Annotated in this window: 20 protein-coding genes; 8 read left to right on the plus strand and 12 right to left on the minus strand. The window is 59.8% G+C overall.

Going from position 1 to position 19,448, the window contains the following annotated elements:
• Positions 1-3: 3 nt before the first annotated feature.
• Genes hisA through coaA form a run of 6 tightly spaced genes read left to right on the plus strand, consistent with a single transcriptional unit; the run spans position 4 to position 3,683 of the window.
• Positions 4-735, plus strand: a complete 732-nt coding sequence (hisA, locus tag AAF739_11710) for a 1-(5-phosphoribosyl)-5-[(5-phosphoribosylamino)methylideneamino]imidazole-4-carboxamide isomerase (GenBank protein MEM6383332.1) — start codon at positions 4-6, stop codon at positions 733-735.
• Positions 732-1,064 carry a hypothetical protein gene (locus AAF739_11715; GenBank protein ID MEM6383333.1) on the plus strand — a complete coding sequence of 111 codons (333 nt, stop codon included), beginning with the start codon at positions 732-734 and terminating at the stop codon, positions 1,062-1,064. Before hisA ends, AAF739_11715 begins: the two co-directional genes overlap by 4 nt.
• 22 nt (positions 1,065-1,086) lie before the next feature.
• Entirely contained in the window at positions 1,087-1,569 is a 483-nt protein-coding gene (locus tag AAF739_11720) for a YtoQ family protein (protein MEM6383334.1), read from the plus strand.
• Between the two features lie 2 nt (positions 1,570-1,571).
• Entirely contained in the window at positions 1,572-2,348 is a 777-nt protein-coding gene (gene hisF, locus AAF739_11725) for an imidazole glycerol phosphate synthase subunit HisF (protein ID MEM6383335.1), read from the plus strand.
• 16 nt (positions 2,349-2,364) lie between these two features.
• Positions 2,365-2,685, plus strand: coding sequence for a phosphoribosyl-ATP diphosphatase (locus AAF739_11730; protein MEM6383336.1), 321 nt, complete (start codon positions 2,365-2,367; stop codon positions 2,683-2,685).
• A gap of 53 nt (positions 2,686-2,738) precedes the next feature.
• Positions 2,739-3,683 carry a type I pantothenate kinase gene (gene coaA / locus AAF739_11735; GenBank protein MEM6383337.1) on the plus strand — a complete coding sequence of 315 codons (945 nt, stop codon included), beginning with the start codon at positions 2,739-2,741 and terminating at the stop codon, positions 3,681-3,683.
• A gap of 231 nt (positions 3,684-3,914) precedes the next feature.
• Here coaA and AAF739_11740 read toward each other — a convergent pair whose 3' ends face one another.
• The 4 genes from AAF739_11740 to AAF739_11755 all read right to left on the minus strand — a co-directional run bounded on the left by AAF739_11740 (position 3,915) and on the right by AAF739_11755 (position 9,065).
• Positions 3,915-4,556, minus strand: coding sequence for a Pr6Pr family membrane protein (locus tag AAF739_11740; GenBank protein MEM6383338.1), 642 nt, complete (start codon positions 4,554-4,556; stop codon positions 3,915-3,917).
• A 110-nt stretch (positions 4,557-4,666) separates the two neighbouring features.
• Complete coding sequence (gene pnp / locus AAF739_11745) at positions 4,667-6,796, minus strand: polyribonucleotide nucleotidyltransferase (protein ID MEM6383339.1); 2,130 nt, start codon at positions 6,794-6,796, stop codon at positions 4,667-4,669.
• 749 nt (positions 6,797-7,545) lie between these two features.
• Complete coding sequence (rpsO, locus tag AAF739_11750) at positions 7,546-7,815, minus strand: 30S ribosomal protein S15 (GenBank protein ID MEM6383340.1); 270 nt, start codon at positions 7,813-7,815, stop codon at positions 7,546-7,548.
• A 188-nt stretch (positions 7,816-8,003) separates the two neighbouring features.
• The gene (locus AAF739_11755) at positions 8,004-9,065 is read right to left on the minus strand and encodes a hemolysin family protein (GenBank protein ID MEM6383341.1); all 1,062 of its coding nucleotides are present in this window, start codon (positions 9,063-9,065) and stop codon (positions 8,004-8,006) included.
• A gap of 367 nt (positions 9,066-9,432) precedes the next feature.
• On the opposite strand from AAF739_11755, the gene AAF739_11760 reads away from it, so the two are divergent.
• The gene (locus tag AAF739_11760; protein ID MEM6383342.1) at positions 9,433-9,912 is read left to right on the plus strand and encodes a hypothetical protein; all 480 of its coding nucleotides are present in this window, start codon (positions 9,433-9,435) and stop codon (positions 9,910-9,912) included.
• A gap of 69 nt (positions 9,913-9,981) precedes the next feature.
• Here the strand turns inward: AAF739_11760 and truB are convergent, their stop codons facing one another.
• The 7 genes from truB to AAF739_11795 all read right to left on the minus strand — a co-directional run bounded on the left by truB (position 9,982) and on the right by AAF739_11795 (position 17,869).
• Positions 9,982-10,896, minus strand: coding sequence for a tRNA pseudouridine(55) synthase TruB (gene truB / locus AAF739_11765; protein MEM6383343.1), 915 nt, complete (start codon positions 10,894-10,896; stop codon positions 9,982-9,984).
• A complete protein-coding gene (gene rbfA, locus AAF739_11770) occupies positions 10,896-11,294 on the minus strand; it encodes a 30S ribosome-binding factor RbfA (protein MEM6383344.1) in 399 nt (132 codons plus the stop codon). Before rbfA ends, truB begins: the two co-directional genes overlap by 1 nt.
• A 43-nt stretch (positions 11,295-11,337) precedes the next feature.
• The gene (gene infB / locus AAF739_11775) at positions 11,338-13,899 is read right to left on the minus strand and encodes a translation initiation factor IF-2 (GenBank protein ID MEM6383345.1); all 2,562 of its coding nucleotides are present in this window, start codon (positions 13,897-13,899) and stop codon (positions 11,338-11,340) included.
• A gap of 8 nt (positions 13,900-13,907) precedes the next feature.
• Positions 13,908-14,612, minus strand: coding sequence for an RNA-binding protein (locus AAF739_11780; GenBank protein ID MEM6383346.1), 705 nt, complete (start codon positions 14,610-14,612; stop codon positions 13,908-13,910).
• A 27-nt stretch (positions 14,613-14,639) separates the two neighbouring features.
• The gene (gene nusA, locus AAF739_11785) at positions 14,640-16,256 is read right to left on the minus strand and encodes a transcription termination factor NusA (protein ID MEM6383347.1); all 1,617 of its coding nucleotides are present in this window, start codon (positions 16,254-16,256) and stop codon (positions 14,640-14,642) included.
• 95 nt (positions 16,257-16,351) lie between these two features.
• Complete coding sequence (gene rimP, locus AAF739_11790) at positions 16,352-16,972, minus strand: ribosome maturation factor RimP (GenBank protein ID MEM6383348.1); 621 nt, start codon at positions 16,970-16,972, stop codon at positions 16,352-16,354.
• A 165-nt stretch (positions 16,973-17,137) separates the two neighbouring features.
• Positions 17,138-17,869, minus strand: coding sequence for a tRNA (guanosine(46)-N7)-methyltransferase TrmB (locus AAF739_11795; GenBank protein ID MEM6383349.1), 732 nt, complete (start codon positions 17,867-17,869; stop codon positions 17,138-17,140).
• A gap of 177 nt (positions 17,870-18,046) precedes the next feature.
• On the opposite strand from AAF739_11795, the gene AAF739_11800 reads away from it, so the two are divergent.
• Positions 18,047-18,619, plus strand: a complete 573-nt coding sequence (locus AAF739_11800) for an NAD(P)H-dependent oxidoreductase (GenBank protein ID MEM6383350.1) — start codon at positions 18,047-18,049, stop codon at positions 18,617-18,619.
• A 27-nt stretch (positions 18,620-18,646) separates the two neighbouring features.
• On the opposite strand, the gene AAF739_11805 is transcribed toward AAF739_11800, so the two are convergent.
• The gene (locus tag AAF739_11805; protein ID MEM6383351.1) at positions 18,647-19,360 is read right to left on the minus strand and encodes a type 1 glutamine amidotransferase domain-containing protein; all 714 of its coding nucleotides are present in this window, start codon (positions 19,358-19,360) and stop codon (positions 18,647-18,649) included.
• Between the last annotated feature and the right edge of the window lie 88 nt (positions 19,361-19,448).

Consider the following 19,448-nt stretch of genomic DNA (forward strand, 5'->3'; position numbering starts at 1 on the left):
CAGATGATCCTCTTCCCCGCGATCGACCTCAAAGACGGTGTGTGTGTCCGCCTCAAGAAAGGCGCGATGGACGACGCCACCGTCTACAACACCGACCCTGGCGCTCAGGCGGCGCAGTTTGAAGCCATGGGCTTTACCCACCTGCATGTGGTCGATCTGAACGGGGCGTTTGCGGGAGAAAGCAAGAATGCTGACGCCGTGGACGCGATCCTCGCCAGCACCGACAATCCCGTGCAGCTAGGCGGCGGCATCCGCGACCATGCCGGCATCGACGGTTGGCTCGACAAGGGCGTTGCCCGGGTCATTCTGGGCACCGTGGCCGTTCGTGATCCGCAGCTCGTCAAGGATGCCGCGACGCGCCATCCCGACCGGATCATTGTCGGCATCGATGCGCGCGACGGCAAGGTCGCTGTCGAAGGCTGGGCAGAGACTTCCGATATGGACGCGGTCGACCTCGCCAAAGCGTTCGAGGATGCCGGGGTCGCAGCAATCGTCTACACAGACATTGATCGCGACGGTGTTCTCACCGGCATAAACTGGGACGCAACCATCGCTCTTGGCCATGCCGTCTCGATCCCGGTTATCGCATCCGGCGGCCTTGCCTCGATGGCCGACATCGCACGGATGACCGAGCGCGACGCCGCGCATCTGGAGGGTGCGATTTCCGGCCGAGCGCTTTATGATGGGCGTATCGACCCGCAGCAGGCGTTGCAGATGTTGGAGGCCGCGAAATGAGCATGCGCATGCGTTCGCGCGAGAAAGCAAGCGAGCAGGAAGCCAAAAGATGGGCCTGGCGCGCGTCGATTGCGCTTGTGCTCATCATAGGCCTGTTCCCGCTGGTCGGGGCCTTTCTCGGTGAGATCGTCGCTCGCATCTTGGGATGCGCCGTCAACTTTCCTATTGCCACGTGCGCCAACCCGGATGGGTTTTTCGCAAGTTTCGCCAATGCATTGATGAGCATGATCGCTTGGGCGATCATATCGGTGCCGATGGCAGCCCTGACATTGGTCGGCCTTTATATCGTCTACACGATCCAGAAGAAGCGGGAAGAGAACGGCTCATAGGGTCGATTGGAGCTTCAATACGATGAAAACCTGGTCTGTTTACCTGTCTGGCGAAATCCATACCGATTGGCGCGAAGCCATTGAGCGCGCCACCAATGCCTCGGATCTGCCGGTGCGGTTCTCCGCTCCTGTGACCGATCATGGGGCGAGCGATGATTGCGGGGTCGCTATTCTGGGTTCGGAGCCCGACAAGTTCTGGCATGATCACAAGGGCGCGCAGATCAATGCGATCCGAACGCGGACGCTGATCAACGACGCTGACATCGTCGTGGTCCGCTTCGGGGAGAAATATCGCCAATGGAACGCCGCTTTCGACGCGGGCATCGCATCGGCACTGGGCAAGCCGTTGATCGTCATTCAGCGCCCCGAGCACGACCATGCGCTCAAGGAGGTCAACGCTGCTGCGCTTGCCGTCGCCCGAGAGCCCGAGCAAGTGGCGGAAATCCTTGCCTATGTGATCAACGGGACGTTGCCAGCGCGGTCCGCAGCCCAAGCGGCAGAGTAGCCATGACCCTCAAACCCCGCATAATCCCCTGCCTCGACGTCAAGGATGGGCGCGTCGTCAAAGGCGTGAATTTCGTCGATCTGGTCGATGCCGGGGACCCGGTCGAAGCTGCGAAGGCCTACGATGCAGCGGGGGCGGATGAACTGTGCTTCCTCGATATCACTGCATCCCACGAGGATCGCGACATCATTTTCGATGTTGTCCGCGAGACGGCGGAAAACTGCTTCATGCCGCTGACGGTTGGGGGCGGGGTCCGGACGCTTGACGATATCCGTAAGCTTCTCCTTGCCGGCGCAGATAAGGTCTCGATCAACACGGCAGCCGTCTTCGATCGGGACTTCGTGCGCCGCGCATCGGAGAAATTCGGCGCGCAATGCATCGTTGTTGCGATCGACGCCAAGCACTCCGTTCGCGCGGATGGCACGCAATGGTTCGAGATCTTTACCCATGGTGGCCGTAAGCCCACCGGTATCGACGCTGTGGAGTACGCCAAGGATGTCGTCGCTTTAGGCGCCGGCGAAATTCTGCTGACGTCAATGGATCGCGACGGGACCAAAGCGGGTTTCGACCTCGCCTTGACGCGCGCGATTGCCGACGCTGTGCCCGTGCCGGTCATCGCTTCGGGCGGCGTTGGTCAGCTTGATCACTTCATTGATGGTGTCCGCGAAGGCCACGCCACAGGGCTTTTGGCCGCGTCGGTCTTTCATTTCGGAACCTTGACGATCCCACAGGTCAAGGATCACATGATGGAAGCGGGTATCGCGATGCGTCCCGCCTAGCCCACGGTGGGACACCATGACCGACTTCACCCTTGCCGACCTCGACGCAATACTTGCCAAGCGTATCAAAGCTCCGGCGAGCGAGAGTTACACGGCGTCATTGGCTGATGCCGGCATGGCAAAGGCTGCACGCAAACTCGGCGAAGAATCGGTGGAAACGATGATCGCCGCCCTGCAGGATGATCGCAACAACCTCACCAACGAGGCCGCCGACCTGTTGTACCATCTGCTGGTGGTTCTTCGCATCGGCGGGGTACCGCTGGCCGATGTCATGGATGAATTGCGTCAGCGTACGGGACAGTCCGGGCTAGCGGAAAAGGCATCGCGCCCCTCATAAACGCTTCAGAGATTGTCTCGGGCAGAATTCGGGGGCGGCCCGCCTTGGATCAGATGAACCGATCGGAATTGTCGCCCTACCGCGTGTTCAGCCGCGAGGAATGGGCGGCGCTGCGCGCCGGCGAGCCCATGCTCCTGCGCGAAGATGAGATCAGCGCGCTGCAATCGCTCAACGACCGCCTGTCGATGGAAGAGGTTGAGACGATCTACCTGCCGCTTTCGCGCTTGTTGGCGATGTACGTTGCTGCAACGCAGCAGCTGTTCAAGGCGACCAAGCGGTTTCTCGGTGCGAGAGACGCCAAGGTTCCTTTTGTCATCGGCGTCGCCGGCTCGGTCGCCGTTGGCAAGTCGACCACCTCGCGTGTGCTGAAGGCGCTTTTGAGCCGATGGCCCAACACGCCGAAGGTTGATCTGATCACAACAGACGGGTTCTTGCTTCCCAACGCTGTGCTTGACCGCGAAGGGCTGATGAACCGCAAAGGGTTTCCTGAGAGTTATGATGTGAAGGCGCTTCTAGGCTTCCTTTCAGACGTCAAGGCGGGCCTCGAGCATGTTGAAGCGCCGGTTTACTCGCATCTCGTGTACGATGTGGTGGCTGGCGAGACTATTTCGGTCGACCGGCCCGATATCCTGATCGTTGAGGGGCTCAATGTTCTGCAGGCGCGCCAGCCGACCGATGCGGACCGACCGGTCCCGTTTGTGTCCGATTATTTTGACTTCTCAATTTACATCGATGGTGACGAACAGACGCTGCACCGTTGGTATGTAGAACGCTTCATGCGCCTGCGCGAAACAGCGTTTCGCGATCCCGAAAGCTTCTTTCACCGCTACTCAAAGCTGACCGACAAGGAAGCGCGTGCGGTCGCGACGCATATCTGGAACGGCATCAACCTGCCCAATCTGCGCAACAACATCCGCCCGACCCGCGCTCGTGCGGATCTGATTCTCACCAAAAGTGGTGAGCACACAATCGAAACCGTGGAACTGCGGAAGGTCTAGCGCTGATCGCACGTTGAGTGGAGCGAAGCGCAAGATCAGCGCAATCAGGAATACGATCGCACGTTGAGCGGAGCGAAGCGCAAGATCAGCGCCACGAAGGATGCGATCGCACGTTGAGCGGAGCGAAGCGCAAGATCAGCGCCACGAAGGATGCGACCGCACGTTGAGCGAAGTGAAGCGCAAGATCAGCGCCAAGCAGGATGCGCTAGCCAGCTCTGTGATGGTCAATCCCTAGGATCTGTTTGCAATCAATCGCCCTGCCGCCGCAAAACTGAGGGCCAGCACCCACTGCGTGGCAAGCAAAAAACCCATCATCTGAAGCGTCGCGCCGTATCCGACTTCAGGGACGTTGACGAACCCATACGGGTAGCTACCGGTCACCGCGCCCCGCGCCAGCGTCCATACCGCATACCCCAAGGGGAGCGCCATAAGCACGGAAACCCCGCGATAATGGGGTGCCTGAGGTGGTCTGCGCAGGGTCCACCACAGCAGATAGAGCGGTGGTGCCACATAATGCAGATAGATGGTGTTCAGGCTCATGCCTTCCGAGCGCAACATCACATGCCACACAACGCCGACGATGATGATCAGCGCGGCGAGAAAGGCGTGCAGGCTTGGATGGCGCATGAAACGCAGCAGCCGCCCGCTGCTGACAAACCAGATATAGACCGCCACCAACATCGCGTTGGTCAGAACCGTCAGGAACGACAGGTAGTGTAACACCGCTTCGATCAGGTTGTCGCCGAAACGCAAGCGAGCCGAAACCGTCAACGCGCCCTGATCAAGAAGCACGTACGTCCCCAGCGATGCGCCGACGCAGGCGATCAGAAACGTTGCTGTCAGGCGTGCCGGCGGGATGTCGAGTTTTGCCATAGGGTGCGATGATGCAAAAACGCCGGGGTGTTTCTACCCCGGCGTCTGCTTAAATGCTGATCAGAAAGCCGAGCTTTTCCTCAGAGCTTCCTTCAGACCAAGCAAGCGGTTCACTCAGCTGCTTCGGTCTCCGTGATCTCTTCACCGGTCTCCTGATCGACCATCTTCATGCCAAGGCGAACCTTGCCGCGATCGTCGAAGCCCAAAAGCTTGACCCAAACCTTGTCGCCTTCCTTGACGATATCGGTGGTCTTGCCAACGCGCTGCGGTGCGAGCTGCGAGATGTGGACGAGGCCGTCTTTCGGGCCGAAGAAATTGACGAACGCGCCAAAGTCGACGGTTTTGACGACCGTGCCCTGGTAGATCGCGCCCTCTTCGGGATCATCGGTGATCGAGCGGATCCACTTGATGGCTGCTTCGATCGACTTGCCGTCGGCGGAGGCCACTTTGACCGTGCCATCATCTTCGATGTTGATCTTGGCACCGGTCTTCTCGACGATCTCGCGGATGACCTTACCGCCCGAGCCGATCACATCGCGGATCTTGTCGGTTGGAATGGACAGCTGCTCAATGCGTGGAGCGAACTCGCCCAGCTCGGCGCGCGCTTCGCCAAGTGCCTTGGCCATCTCGCCCAGGATGTGCAGGCGACCGCCTTTGGCCTGGTCGAGGGCGATCTGCATGATCTCCTCGGTGATGCCATCGATCTTGATGTCCATCTGCAGCGAGGTGATGCCGTTTTCCGAACCGGCGACCTTGAAGTCCATGTCGCCCAGATGATCCTCATCGCCGAGAATGTCAGACAGAACGGCAAACTCGTCGCCTTCCTTGATCAGACCCATCGCGATGCCGGCCACCGGCGCCTTAAGCGGCACACCGGCATCCATCAGCGCCAGCGAGGTGCCGCAAACGGTTGCCATGGACGATGAGCCGTTGGATTCGGTGATTTCCGAGACAACGCGCAGCGTATAAGGGAACTCGGTCTTGGCCGGCAGCATGGGATTGATGGCACGCCATGCAAGCTTGCCGTGGCCGATTTCTCGCCGACCGGGCGAGCCGATGCGGCCCGCTTCACCCACCGAGAAGGGGGGGAAGTTGTAGTGCAGCATGAAGTTGCCGAAATGCAGACCATCGAGCCCGTCGATCATCTGTTCGTCATCACCGGTGCCCAGCGTCGCCACAACGATGGCCTGGGTTTCACCGCGTGTGAATAGCGATGAGCCGTGCGTGCGCGGCAGAATGCCGACTTCGCTTTCGATCTGGCGAACGGTCGACAGATCACGGCCATCGATGCGGCTCTTAGTCTTGAGGATGTTGCCGCGAACGGTGGCCGCTTCGACCTTTTTGAAGACTGTCTTGACCTGCGTTTCGGTCCAGACAGGCGCATCGGCGCCCTCGGGGAAGAACGTCGCCATGACCTTCTTGCGGGCTTCGCCGATGGCGTCCTGACGCTCCATTTTGGTGGTGATGGCATACGCCGCCGCCAGATCGTCCGACACCATGCCCGACACGGCGTCGTACAGTTCAGACAGGTCTTCGGGCTGGAAGTTGCGGGGTTCCTTGGCGCATTTTTCGGCCAGCTGGATGATCGCATCGATCACAGGCTGGAAGCCGCGGTGGCCGAACATGACGGCGTCGAGCATGGTCTTCTCGTCCAGCTCTTTGGCTTCTGATTCCACCATCAAAACGGCGTCGCTGGTCCCGGCAACGATCAGGTCGAGGTCTGTATCGGCCATTTGGTCGACGAGCGGGTTCAGCACAAACTCGCCATCGATCATGCCCACGCGCACCCCGCCAATGGGGCCCATGAACGGCACGCCGGACAGGGTCAGCGCAGCGGATGCGGCGACCATTGCAACCATATCGGGGTCGTTTTCGCTGTCATAGGACATGCAGGTGCAGATGACCTGCGTTTCATGCTTGTAGCCTTCCACAAACAGCGGGCGGATGGGCCGGTCGATCAAGCGGGAAACCAGCGTTTCCTTTTCGGTCGGGCGCCCTTCACGCTTGAAGAAACCGCCGGGGATACGGCCCGCAGCGTAATACTTTTCCTGGTAATTCACCGTCAGCGGAAAGAAATCGAGGCCCGGTTTGGGCGCATGGGCCGAAACAACGGTCGCGATGACGGTTGTCTCGCCGTAGGTGGCGATAACCGCGCCATCGGCTTGCCGGGCAACCTTGCCCGATTCGAGCACCAGATCGCGCCCGCCCCAATCGAGGGTGATTTTGTGATGATTGAACATCCATCATTCCTTGTGTTGGGCATCCTCACGGATTGAGGAATGCCCCGGTCAAATCCGGCCCGATCCCCCATGGATCGAATGTCCGGAAACAGCTGCAGTTGTGCCGTAAGGACAGAGCCACAGAAGTGTGCGGTTGTGCCGTGGGCACAGAGCCACAGAAGTGTGCGGTTGTGCCGTGGGCACAGAGCTGCAGAAGTGCGCGGTTGTGCCGTAGGCACAGAGCCACAGAAGTGCGTGGTCGTGCCGTAAGGACAGAGCCACAGAAGTGCGCGGTTGTGCCGTTGGCACAGAGCCACAAAGAGTGTCGCCTCCAAGGATGGAAGCATACCGGTCTCAAGAAAAGCGAAGGCCGCGCGCCCGCTGGGCGCTAGAGACGACGACCCGCCCGAGGGAAGTGCTCACCTGGGGCGAGCGTTCCTGTGGAGGGTGACGTGCATGTCTACCGTTTCGGCTGGTGTTCAAGCCAACAGCAAGACGACGGAGCCTTGAGAATCGTGGGGTCTCAAGGGTCGGCAATCCTGCCAGTGACCACGCGAACGCCGGGTACCATCAAACAACAGGACCCGCCAGCATATGAGTGGCCTTCGCCGTTCCTACAGCCGGCGAAAGAACCCGTGATCGCACCGATACTATGGCAGACCACAGGTATATGTTTTGCGGCCGCAGAAGGCCGCAAAACCGTGGTTGGGATACACGATCTCCCGTGCAAGGGAAACCGCGTAAACCCCGATACGTCAAAGCACGTTCGCCTAGCGACGAATGCCTAGGCGACCAATGAGCGATTTATACCGTTCTTCATCGCCACGTTTCACATAATCGAGAAGCGAGCGTCGTTGTGACACCATCTTCAAAAGGCCGCGGCGGGAATGGTTGTCCTTGCCGTGCGATTTGAAGTGCTCGGTGAGATTGTTGATGCGCTCGGTCAGAATAGCGACCTGTACCTCGGGCGAGCCCGTGTCGCCGTCTTTGACGCCAAAGTCCTTGATAAGCTCGGCTTTGCGCTCAGCAGTGATCGACATCGAATTTCTCCTTTCAATAATGGAGGTAAAAGTCACCCTGGGCCGGGATGTCGTCCAGCGAGGGTCTGCGAAGGGGGCTGTCTTGCCTCCAAAACAAACGCCAGTGTGGGGGCACCCCGCACTGACGTTGCGCAGCTTATAGGCGTTTTCGCGCGCGAAGGAAAGAGCAAGCTGGAAGAGCGTTCAGGCTAGGCCTCGGCTGGTTTTTCGGCGGCCTTCGACGCTTGCTTCCGGCGCTGCCGGGCACGGGCGACCGCGACCTTGCGCAGGTCTGCCGCCTGATCGTGTTCGTCGACGATCTCGGTGCCCAGCAAGGTTTCCAGAACGTCCTCCATCGTCACCAGGCCAGCGGTTCCGCCGTATCCATCTTCCACAAGCGCGATGTGGGCCTCGCGATCCATGAGCATATCGAACAGCGCATCCAGATCGGTATCCTCAGGGATGCGCGGAAGTTCGCGAGCATAGTCCGCGACGGTCTTCTTGCCCTCTCCCCGAACCGCCGCCAGGAGCAATTCACGGGTCAGGACGAAGCCCTGGACTTCGTCGATCGTCTCACCGCTGACCAGCAGCCGAGAGTGCGGAAAGCCATCGCGATTGTTGACAGCTTCGGAAACCGGCGTCTCCGCGGGCAGGTGGTCGATGACCGTGCGAGGGGTCATAACCTCCCGTGCCTCAATCTCAGGCATGCGGAAGAGGTTTGTCACCACGCGGGTTTCATCCTCTTCGACGATACCAAGCTTTTGGCCAGCGCTGGTCAGTGCGGTGATTTCTTCGCGGGAGACTTCGGCGTCCGTCTTGCCCCGGGTCATCAGTTTGGTGATCCATTGGCTCAGCCAGACAAGCGGCAGCTGCGCTATGATCAACCAAGGCAGAACCCGTGCGGCAAAGCCAGCAAGGCCCCGCCAGTAGGTTGCACCCAAGGTTTTCGGGATGATCTCGGACAGAATGAGAATCCCAAGTGTCAAAAGCGCGGAAAAGATGCCGACCCCGGTATCATCGAACACCCGTGCCGCCTGCGCGCCAGCGCCAGTGGCACCGACGGTATGGGCGATGGTGTTTAAAGACAGGATGGCAGCCAGCGGCCGTTCTATATCGCCGCGTAACGCCCGTAACTTTGCCGCGAGTGTTGGTTTGTCCTCTTCAAGAGCCTCAACGAACGACGGCGTGATCGATAGAAGAACCGCTTCCAGAATCGAGCATAGGAACGATACGCCGATCGCGAGAATGACAAACAGGATGAGCAAGGTCATGAGTGGGCCTTTCAGGCCGATGGTCGGCCGACCAGCATTGCATATAAACGAAACTGCCCGTCCGCCAACACGGATCACGCCGCTTCTCGTTTTGGTACAGTCCGCGCAACGCTGCATTAACTACCGCATCGTCAGTAGCTGGACGACGGCACTTAAATGTTTACCCTGCTAATAAACCATGGCCTTATGCGAGAATTGGTGAGTTCAATTGAGCCAGAATGGCTCGCAGGGATGCGTTTTTGGCGGTCTGAGGTAAGTGCCCTTTGCTTGCCCGGCCTAAAACAGCCGCAATGCTGCGGTGTGGTAATGCAAAGTTGCGCGGCAGCCGCCCCCTGTAGGGGTACGTAGAGTATGAGAGTACAGTAAGATGTCCCGACCTGTGACCGCCCGTGCCGAAGTGCCATCCTGGCCCAGCGGCCGAGGTTTGAGTACCGCCGAAGCCCGCGCCATCGACGATATGGCCCGACGCTATCCGTCCGTAGGCCGCCGCATGCCCGTGAGCAACAAGCAAGCCGAGCTCTTCTTATCCATCTGGAATGAGCCTGATGCGGATGTTCGCCTTGGGCTGATTGTCAGCGCACTCGACCGCGACTGCATTTATGACGATGTCCACCGGGATGGCCCCTGTATCGGGCACTCTCAGTTTGCCATGTTCATCACGGATTTCCGCGAAGAGGCGAACAACATGGTTTTCTCTTTGGACGGAGATGTCGAGTCCGTCCGGGACTTTGCCCGCATCCACTTCAGGGTTTCTCGCGACGGCAATCCTTTTGGCAACGGCACCTACTTCGTCCTGCAGGCGGAAGACGGGCGGCTACGCGAGATCTTTGGGTTTATGGGTCGCTAGCTAGACGCGCCTCGCAACCAAACACGGCAGCCTCGTCCCGTTCAAAGCGTCTGTCGAGCCGGGCAAACCTTACGCGTCGGGAACCATGACCCGTTTGGGCTGGAACTTGCCGTAGTCCATCACGCCAATGGCGACCAAATCGTCACCATCCATCGCGTAGGCCTCCTCGCCATTGGGCGGAGCATCCGGCCCGCGGATCAACAGGCTCATGCCGCGCCGCAGCTTTGCCGCGTCACCAGGCACCACAGAGATAACGGGAAGGTCGGACAATGCGTTGTCCATCGGCGCAAGAAACACATCCCGCTCTTGCGGCTCCTCCATGGTCTCGAGATCTTCCAGCGTTACCAGGTCATCCTCATTGAACGGCCCGACCTGCGTACGTCTCAGGCTAGTGATATGACCAAAGCAACCCAGCGCGCGACCCATGTCCCGGGCTAGTGCGCGGACATAGGTGCCTTTGCCGCAATGCGCTTCGAACATGGCGCGGTCTTCATCGGGTGAACCAAGATAGACAATGTCATGAATCTCAACCTGCGAAGCATCGAGTTCGACGGTCTCACCGTCCCGGGCAAGATCGTAGGCCCGCTCGCCATCAACCCTTTTGGCTGAAAAGGTCGGCGGAACCTGATCGATGGTCCCGACAAACTGCGGTAGTCGCGACAAGATGGCGTCATGGCTCGGCCTTATGGCCGACCGTTCCGTCGCTTCGCCCTCGGTATCGTCGGTGGTCGTCTCAATGCCCCAGCGGACCGTGAAAAGGTAGCGTTTCTCGCCGTCCATGACGTAGGGAACCGTCTTGGTGGCCTCCCCCAGCGCAATGGGCAAAATGCCGGACGCAAGGGGATCGAGCGTACCTGCGTGCCCGGCTTTCTTGGCATCGAACAGCCTGCGGACCCGGGAAACTGCATGGGTTGACGTCAGCCCAACCGGCTTGTCGAGGACAAGCCAGCCTGAAACATTGCGGCCTTTTTTGCGCCGACCCATCAGCCTTTGTCCCCCTCCGACCCCCGGTGGGGATCGGTGTCGCGCGAAACCTCCGGCGAGCGAAGGATTTCGTCGATGCGGCCAAACTGGTCAAAAGAGGTATCGGGCAAGAAGCGAAGGCTCGGCGTGAAGCGCAGCTTGAGCTGCCGGCCGATGTCTCGGCGCAGCTCCCCCTGAGCCTTTGCAAGTTGACGGCAGATGGCCTCCGCGTCGCCAGGCCCGATGGGGGTGACGAAGGCTGTCGCGATTTTCAGGTCGGGTGACATCCGCACTTCGGACACTGAAACAAGCGTGTTGCCCAAGTTCGCGCGATGGACGTCACCACGCGTCAGCACATCCGACAGTGCATGCCGAACAAGCTCGCCGACGCGCAACTGGCGTTGAGAGGGGGGTTTCATCTGGTAGCCCTCGAACCGCTTCGCCGGAGGGGCAGCGCGCCGCTTAAAGCTTGCGCGCCACCTCTTCTACCCGGAAGCATTCGATCACGTCACCCTTGCGGATATCCTCGTAATTCTCAAACGCCATGCCGCATTCTTGGCCTGCACTGACCTCCGGCACTTCGTCCTTGAACCGCTTGAGCGTTTTCAACCTGCCTTCGTGAATGACAACATTGTCGCGGATCAACCGGACACCGGCACCGCGCTCAACCTTACCATCGGTGACGGTGCACCCAGCGACTTTCCCGACTTTGGAAATATTGAACACTTCCAGAATTTCGGCGTTACCAAGTTCGGTTTCGCGGCGTTCGGGCGACAGCAATCCTTCCATCGCGGCTTTGATGTCATCGACGAGATCGTAGATGATCGAATATTGCCGGATTTCGATGCCTTCGGCCTGTGCGGCGTCACGCGCCTGTTTGTTGGCCCGGACATTGAAGGCGATGATGGGCGCTTCCGAAGCGGCCGCAAGGGCGACGTCAGATTCGGTGACCCCGCCCGGCGCGGCGTGGATCACCCTTGCTGCCACCTCTTCATTGCCAAGTTTTTCAACCGCCTGCGCGATGGCTTCAACCGAGCCCTGAACATCGCCTTTGACGAGGATCGGAAACTCCTTGAGGTTTGTTTCCTGCAAACGCGTCATCATCTGCTCAAGCGAGCCGCGAGCCGTACCCAGCATTGCTGCCGTCTTTTCACGAATTTGACGCTGACGATACTCGGTGATCTCGCGCGCACGCGCTTCCGATTCAACAACGGCAAACGGGTCGCCCGCTGACGGTGTCTCCTGGAAGCCGAGCACTTCGACGGGCGCGGATGGACCGGCCTCGTCAACCTGCTCTCCGCGATCGTTCACCAGCGCGCGAATACGCGCCCAGGCGGCGCCCGCAACCAGAATATCGCCCTTCCTGAGCGTGCCTTTCTGGACAAGGACTGTAGCGACCGGACCCCGGCCCTTGTCGAGCTGCGCCTCGATCACGACGCCTTCAGCCGCCCGGTCGGGGTTGGCTTTGAGCTCCATGATCTCTGCCTGCAGCAGGATCGCGTCGAGAAGGTCGTCGAGGCCCTTGCCGGTGGTCGCCGACACTTCGACGTCCTGAACCTCGCCGCCCATGCCTTCGACCTGTACTTCGTAGCGAAGCAAGTCCGTACGCACGCGGTTCGGGTCAGCCTCAGGCTTGTCCATCTTGTTGATGGCGACGATCATCGGAACCTCACCGGCGCGTGTGTGATTGATCGCTTCAACGGTGGTCGGCATTACGCTATCGTCCGCAGCGACGACCAGAATCACGAGGTCGGTAGCCTTCGCGCCGCGCGCGCGCATAGATGTGAAGGCTTCGTGGCCAGGCGTATCGATGAACGAGATCTTCTGGTCGTTCTTCTCGACCTGGTAGGCCCCGATATGCTGGGTGATCCCACCAGCTTCGCCAGCGACAACGTTTGCGTTCCGGACAGCGTCGAGAAGCGACGTCTTTCCGTGGTCAACATGGCCCATGATCGTGACAACTGGCGGGCGCGGCAGCGCGCCTTCACCATCATCTTCCGTCTCGGTTGAGAACAGACCCTCTTCAACGTCGGCCTCAGATACGCGCTTGACCGTGTGCCCAAGCTCCTCGGCGATCAACTGCGCGGTGTCTGCATCAATGACGTCATTGATCTGCAACATCTGGCCTTGCTGCATCAAAATCTTGATGACATCGACCGCCCGCTCCGCCATCCGGTTTGCCAGTTCCTGAATGGTGATGGCGTCCGGGATCGTAACCTCACGAAGAACCTTCTCGCGCGGCCCGGTCGGCTGCTGTCCCCGCCGTGCTTTTTCCTGGCGCCGACGCATCGCAGCCAGAGACCGGCCGCGTTGGTTGCCATCGTCATTGAGCGCACGATTGATCGTCAGCTTGGAACGGCGGCGTTCATCAGTCCGTGGGGCAGGTTTTGCCGGCGCTGGTGCGGCCCGCTTGCCGCGTGCATCGCCCCGACGCGGAGCCTCGCCCTCGTCATCACGCTCCTTGCGCTTGGGCGGACTTGCCGCCGCTGCTGGGGCGTCATCGGCTGGTTTGTCCTTCACCTTCGGCCGGCGTGCCTCTTCCTCGGCCGCCCGTTTGGCTTCCTCTGCGAGGCGCGCGGCCTCTTCCTCGGCTTCTTTCTTCAGCCGCTCTTCTTCGGCAGCCCGCCGCTTGGCTTCCTCAGCCGCCCGTTTGGCTTCCTCGACCTCGCGCTGCTGCGCTTCTTTCAAGGCCGCCAGGCGCGCTTCCTGTTCAGCATTGGTCGCGGTCCGGCTTTCCGGTGCCTTACCCCCCGAAGCGGGTTTGTCCGCGCCACCAGTCTGGATCACACGACGCTTTGTCGTTTGGACAGCCACCTTGGGTGCCGGCTTGGTCTCGCGCGTCTCGGTTTCGCTCGCCGCAGCAGGTTCACTGCCCGGCACAACGATGCGACGCTTGCGCTTTTCGACCACGACCGAATTCGATCGACCGTGCGAGAAGCTCTGCCGGACAGTGCCAGTCGATGGCTTGAGCGAAAGGGTCCGCTTGCCTTTGGGCTTGTCTTCGGTGGTGTCTTGATCACTCATACTGACGTCTATTCTCCTGCACGGACACGCTTATTCGCACCCGCTATTGATCGCTTATTTGCTTGCGCCAATCCCATATTCTTGGGCCCGTCATCGACAAAGCGGAATGCTCCGAGCCGGGAAATTGGTGCAATAAACTTTTCCGCTCCCGGACCGGCAAGGAGCGCAGCATGTATCACATGTTCGAGCCCGAGGGACAAACCGATTTCGTCGTGCGTAAACACACGGAAAATTGGCACGCCGGCATGGCCGGCGAGCCGATCGAGTTTGCTTTGTCCATCTGCCCCCGCATCGGTCGCGTGCAAAAGGGCATGGGCCTTATTCGATTTGATGGCGCTTTCTACCTTAGTAAAGCCCGTTTGCACCAGCCCCGCTTTGCGCGCAAACCCCAAAGCCCCCATCGCCTGTTGGCGCAGAACCTTCTCGGTCCGCTGCTCGAGATCATCAAGACCGCCGATCGGCTGTTCGGGTTTCAGGGCTCGGGTGAACGCGTTGCGCTGGATGGCCTTTACCAAAACGGCCCTGTTGGCAGAAACCCACGCACCACGCCCGGGAAGCGTTGCCTTGACGTCTGGTACCACGATGCCGTGAGGGTCGAGCACGAAGCGGATCAGATCATGATCATCCGCTTGGTGTCGCGTGACGATGCACCGACGGTGGCGCGCGGCTTCAGTGCCGCCCTTGCCCCGCTTCTGCCCCGTTTCCAACGACATGGCGTGTCATCCTCGCAAGCCCGGCCATCAGGCCGGCGCTCCTTCGTCTGCCGTCTCACTTTCATCGGCCGCAGGCGCATTCATCGCCAACAGGTCTTCAGCACTGATCCAACCGGCGGCAACCCGCGCTTGCATGATCATGCCTTCCGCCTCTGTTTTTGAGATTTCAAAGCTTGAAAGCGCGCCATCGTAACGAACAACCTCGCCATCCTTACGCTCGGTCCAGCCGACAAGGTCATCGGTGGCACAACCTGCAAAGTCTTCGATGGTTTTGATTTCATCTTTGCCCAGAGCAACAAGCATCGAGGTTGTCAGGCCATCGATTTGCCGCAGGGTATCCTCAACGCCCAGTTCGCGGCGCTCGGCATCGGCTTTGGCTTCCTGTTCTTCGAGGAACTCGCGTGCCCGTGCCTGAAGCTCGTCGGCGGTTTCATCGTCGAAGCCCTCAATGGATGAAATCTCCTCGCGCTCGACATAGGCGATCTCTTCCATGGTTGCGAAGCCCTCGGATGCGAGAAGCTGACCGACCACCTCATCCACGTTGAGCGAGGAGACAAACAATTCTGACCGCTCGGCAAATTCCTTCTGTCGGCGGCCTGATTCCTCGTCCTCGGTCATAATATCAATGTCCCAGCCGGTCAGCTGGGAGGCGAGGCGCACATTCTGCCCACGCCGTCCAATGGCGAGCGACAGCTGATCCTCGGGTACCACCACTTCGATGCGCTGGGTATCTTCATCAAGCACAACCTTGGCGACTTCCGCGGGCTGCAAGGCGTTCACGATGAACGTGGCTTCGTCCATGGACCAAGGGATGATGTCGATGCGTTCGCCCTGCAGTTCCTGAACAACGGCCTGGACGCGGCTACCGCGCATACCAACGCATGCGCCAACCGGGTCAATGGACGAATCATTGGAGATAACGCCGATCTTCGCGCGCGAACCTGGGTCGCGCGCCACCCGTTTGATCTCGATGACGCCGTCGTAGATTTCCGGCACTTCCATGGTGAACAGTTTGACCATGAATTGCGGGTGGGTCCGCGACAGGAAGATCTGCGGGCCACGCTGTTCACGCCGTACATCGAGGACGTAGGCGCGAATGCGATCACCATACTTGAAGGGCTCACGCGGGATGAGTTCATCGCGCCGCACGATGGCTTCGCCGCGGCCCAGATCGACGATCACATTGCCGTATTCGACCCGCTTGACCGTACCGTTGACGATTTCACCAATGCGATCCTTGTACTCTTCGTACTGCCGATCGCGCTCCGCTTCACGGACTTTCTGGACGATTACCTGCTTTGCCGACTGAGCCGCGATACGCCCGAAATCGAGCGGCGGCAGCTGTTCGGCGATCACCGAGCCGACCTCAGCATCGGGCATGGAATGCTTGGCGTCGGCGAGGGTGGTTTGCGCGTCCGGGTTTTCGACCTCTTCCACTACATGAATCAGTCGGTGGAGCTTCAACTCGCCCGTTTTTGCGTTGATTTGAGCTCGAATATCGGTCTCCGAGCCGTAGCGGGCGCGAGCAGCTTTCGCCATGGCTTCTTCCATGGCTGAGATGACGATCTGACGATCGATTGATTTCTCGCGCGCGACCGCATCGGCAATCTGCAGCAGCTCTAACCTGTTTGCACTGACGGCCATCGGCCTATTCTCCTTGTCCAGCACGAGCGCAACGTTCCTGATGGCTCGCTCGTGGGTCGTGGGTCGGTATTGCTAAGTTCATGCGCGGGTTTGCCTCAGCTTTCCGCTTTGTTGTTGTCGTTCATCGCTTGCGCAGCTTTCTGGGCGGCCTGTTGTGCCTTGCGCGCCGCTTCGAAAAGCGCGTCGGTCATCACCAGCTTAGCCTCTTCCATCGCTGCATAGGGCAAAGTGACGGTCAAAGGCGCTTCAACAGCGTCGATCTCAAGTTCGACAGCCTCGTCACGCGCCGAAACAATCGTTCCGCGGTAGCGCCGTCGCCCCTCACCGGTACCGGTATCGATCGGCCGCGACAGTTCGATCTTTGCGACATGACCAATAGCGCGTTCGAAGTCTTCAACCCGCACCAGCGGTCGATCGACACCAGGCGAGGAAACCTCGAGATGGTAGGCTGTCTTGATCGGATCATCGACGTCGAGCGCAGGCGACACGTCCTTGGAAATGGCCTCACAATCCTCAATGGTGAATGTACCATCAGGACGCTCAGCCATGATTTGAACGGTACAACCGTTCTCGCCCGTCACCCGCACCCGAACCAAGCGGTAGCCCAGCTGCTCGATTGCCGGTTCGGCGATCGCGGCAATCCGCGCGGCCACGCCGTTCTCGAACAGAACCCGGGGCGCGCTTTTATCTGAAAGGGGCGGGGTCAACTCGGTCATCAAGCCTCATAAGTCCCTGCTGCCGGACGATGGCAGACAGGGGCAAACAGCGATGCGCCAAACGAAAAGGGCGGGCCCAGCGGACCCACCCCAATCAAAAGTCTGACGATGAAGGTGTTAAAAACTAAATAGTCGAAACCGGCGGCTGTTACAAGCGTTTCGTGTCTATCTGGCAACATTTTCTAGGAAAAACGAGAAGTAGGAAGGCTGCCTTCCCTCCCGTAACGCCTTGGCTTCATACCGTGTACCCGCCCAATCAGGCCACGCCTCGGCCGGGTTGCGTGTCCCGATACGGTAGCGGGAATCTGCGTGCACGGCCTTCAGTGCGGTTTGCTTGTAAACCTCGATATCTGTCGCCAGCCGCAACTCGCCGCCAACCTCCAGAACGCGCGCGAACAGCGAAAGGGTATCACCGGCGATGAAACGGCGCTTCTCGTGCCGTAACTTCGGCCATGGATCGGGGTAGAGGAGGTATACGATCGCCAAACATCGCGGCGGTAGCCAGCGTAAGACATCACGCGCGTCCCCTTCGTGGGTCCGCAGCCGCGCCGCGCCGGGATGCTGACAAGCGCCTTCCAGCAGGCGCGCCATCCCGTTGACAAACGGTTCGCAGCCGATGAAGCCGCTGCTTGGTTTATCCGAAAGCTGATGCAGAAGGTGCTCGCCGCCGCCAAAACCAATCTCCATCGCCAACGCTTCGATGGGCTGCCCGAACAAAGCCCTTGGGTCCGCGCATGGTATCGAAAGGTCCAAGGCGAAGCGGGCCTGGCCGGTTTCGTAAGCAGCACGGCGATTGGCGCGCAGCGTTTTGCCTTTCCTGCGGCCATACAGAAGACCCCGCGAGCGTTCACGGGCGCCGCGGTCTTGGTCTGTGCTTGAAGGCTGATCTTGAGGCATCGGACGCGATCAATCAAAGCACGACACTGACGTCAACCGCGGGCGTGGCCGCGTCAGTCATCAGCATCCGGGCCTGCCGGTCATCGAACGGCTGTTCCTGTTAGCGTTGCCGATCAGCCATGATGTGTGGAAGATCAGCAGGTTCAGCCCTTGCCCGTTCACAGCTGTGTGGCTTCCATGACCCGCATTTGCATCTTGCAGGCGCATCCCGATCCGGGCCAGCAGCATTTCTGCCATGTGCTGGCTGAAGCTTACGCCCGAGAGGCCGAGAACCATGGCGGCATCATCGATTTGCGCGACCTGGGCTCCGTGCACCTCGATCCCATGGTCGAGCCTGCCTTGGTCAATCACCCCGTGGAAGCTGAGATACGATCGCTCCAAAATGCGATCCGCGGTGCGGCGCATCTGGTGATTATCTTCCCCGTCTGGTTCGCCACGATGCCAGCCAAGACAAAGGCCGTGCTCGAGCATATCGGACGACACGACTTCGCCTTTTCAACACGGCGAAACGCGTTCCCCGAACCACACCTGTCCGGCCGATCCGCACGTATCATCGTTACCATGTCGACGCCCGATTGGGTGTATCATCTCACCCAACGCGGCAGCGCGACGAGTTGGTTGGCGCGGCCCGTTCTCGGTTATGCCGGTTTCAAGCCGGTACGCACCACGGTGCTCGGTTCCATCGACCGGCCGCAGGCGCGTAAGCGCGCTTTGGAGAAGGTTGAGGCGCTGGGTCGGCGACTGGCGTAAGGCCGGGGGCCTTCTGTGCGATGGCGCTCAGGAACCGAGCGCCTCGATGACCTTTGACGCAGTCACGCCTGAGGAGACCTGCTGCTGCCCAGTTATCAGATTGCCATCACGCACGGCGAATTGCGCCAACAGACCGCCGGTGATGAAGTTGGTGTCTTCGATCTGCTTGGCTTCATCCTCGATCCAGAATGGTTGTATCTTCTGGCCGGCCGCGCTCTCGGCGTAGCGTTCCTCACTGTTTGCAAAGCCTGTCCAGGTCTTTCCCTTGACCAGCAGAGTTCCGTCGCTGAGCTTTGTTTTGAGGAGAATACAGGTTCCGTGGCAAACCGCGCTTGCCACTTTGCCGGCCTCATACATCGATGCAAACGCTGCGTGGACGCGCGCATCATCAATCATGGAGACCATCGGGGACTGCCCGCCGACGATGAACAAGGCGTCGAAACTCTTAAGGTCCAGATCGCCCAATGCAGGTGTCTTGGTGATGAGCTCGCGGGTGGAAGCGGTTTCCTTGAAGCCCTTGGAGATGATATCGGCGGCGGAGTAGCCAGTCTCATGATCAGGATCCGACCACGCATCCGCTTCCAGGCCTCCGCCATCAGGGGATGCGATCGTGATCGCATAGCCAGCATCATTGAACTTTAGCCACGCATGGCTCAGCTCCGCCCACCAGAAGCCGATTGGCCATCCTGTGATCGGCGACGTTGCAGGATTGGCTGCGAGCATAAGTATCGACTTCGTCATGGGTTTGCGCTCCGTGGCGACCGCATCGGTTCGCCTTGTTGTTCCGAAAGCCAGACGATACAGATGAGCCTAATCAAACTGTACTGAA

The organism is Pseudomonadota bacterium (assembly GCA_039024915.1).
Lineage (GTDB): Bacteria > Pseudomonadota > Alphaproteobacteria > Rhizobiales > MH13 > MH13.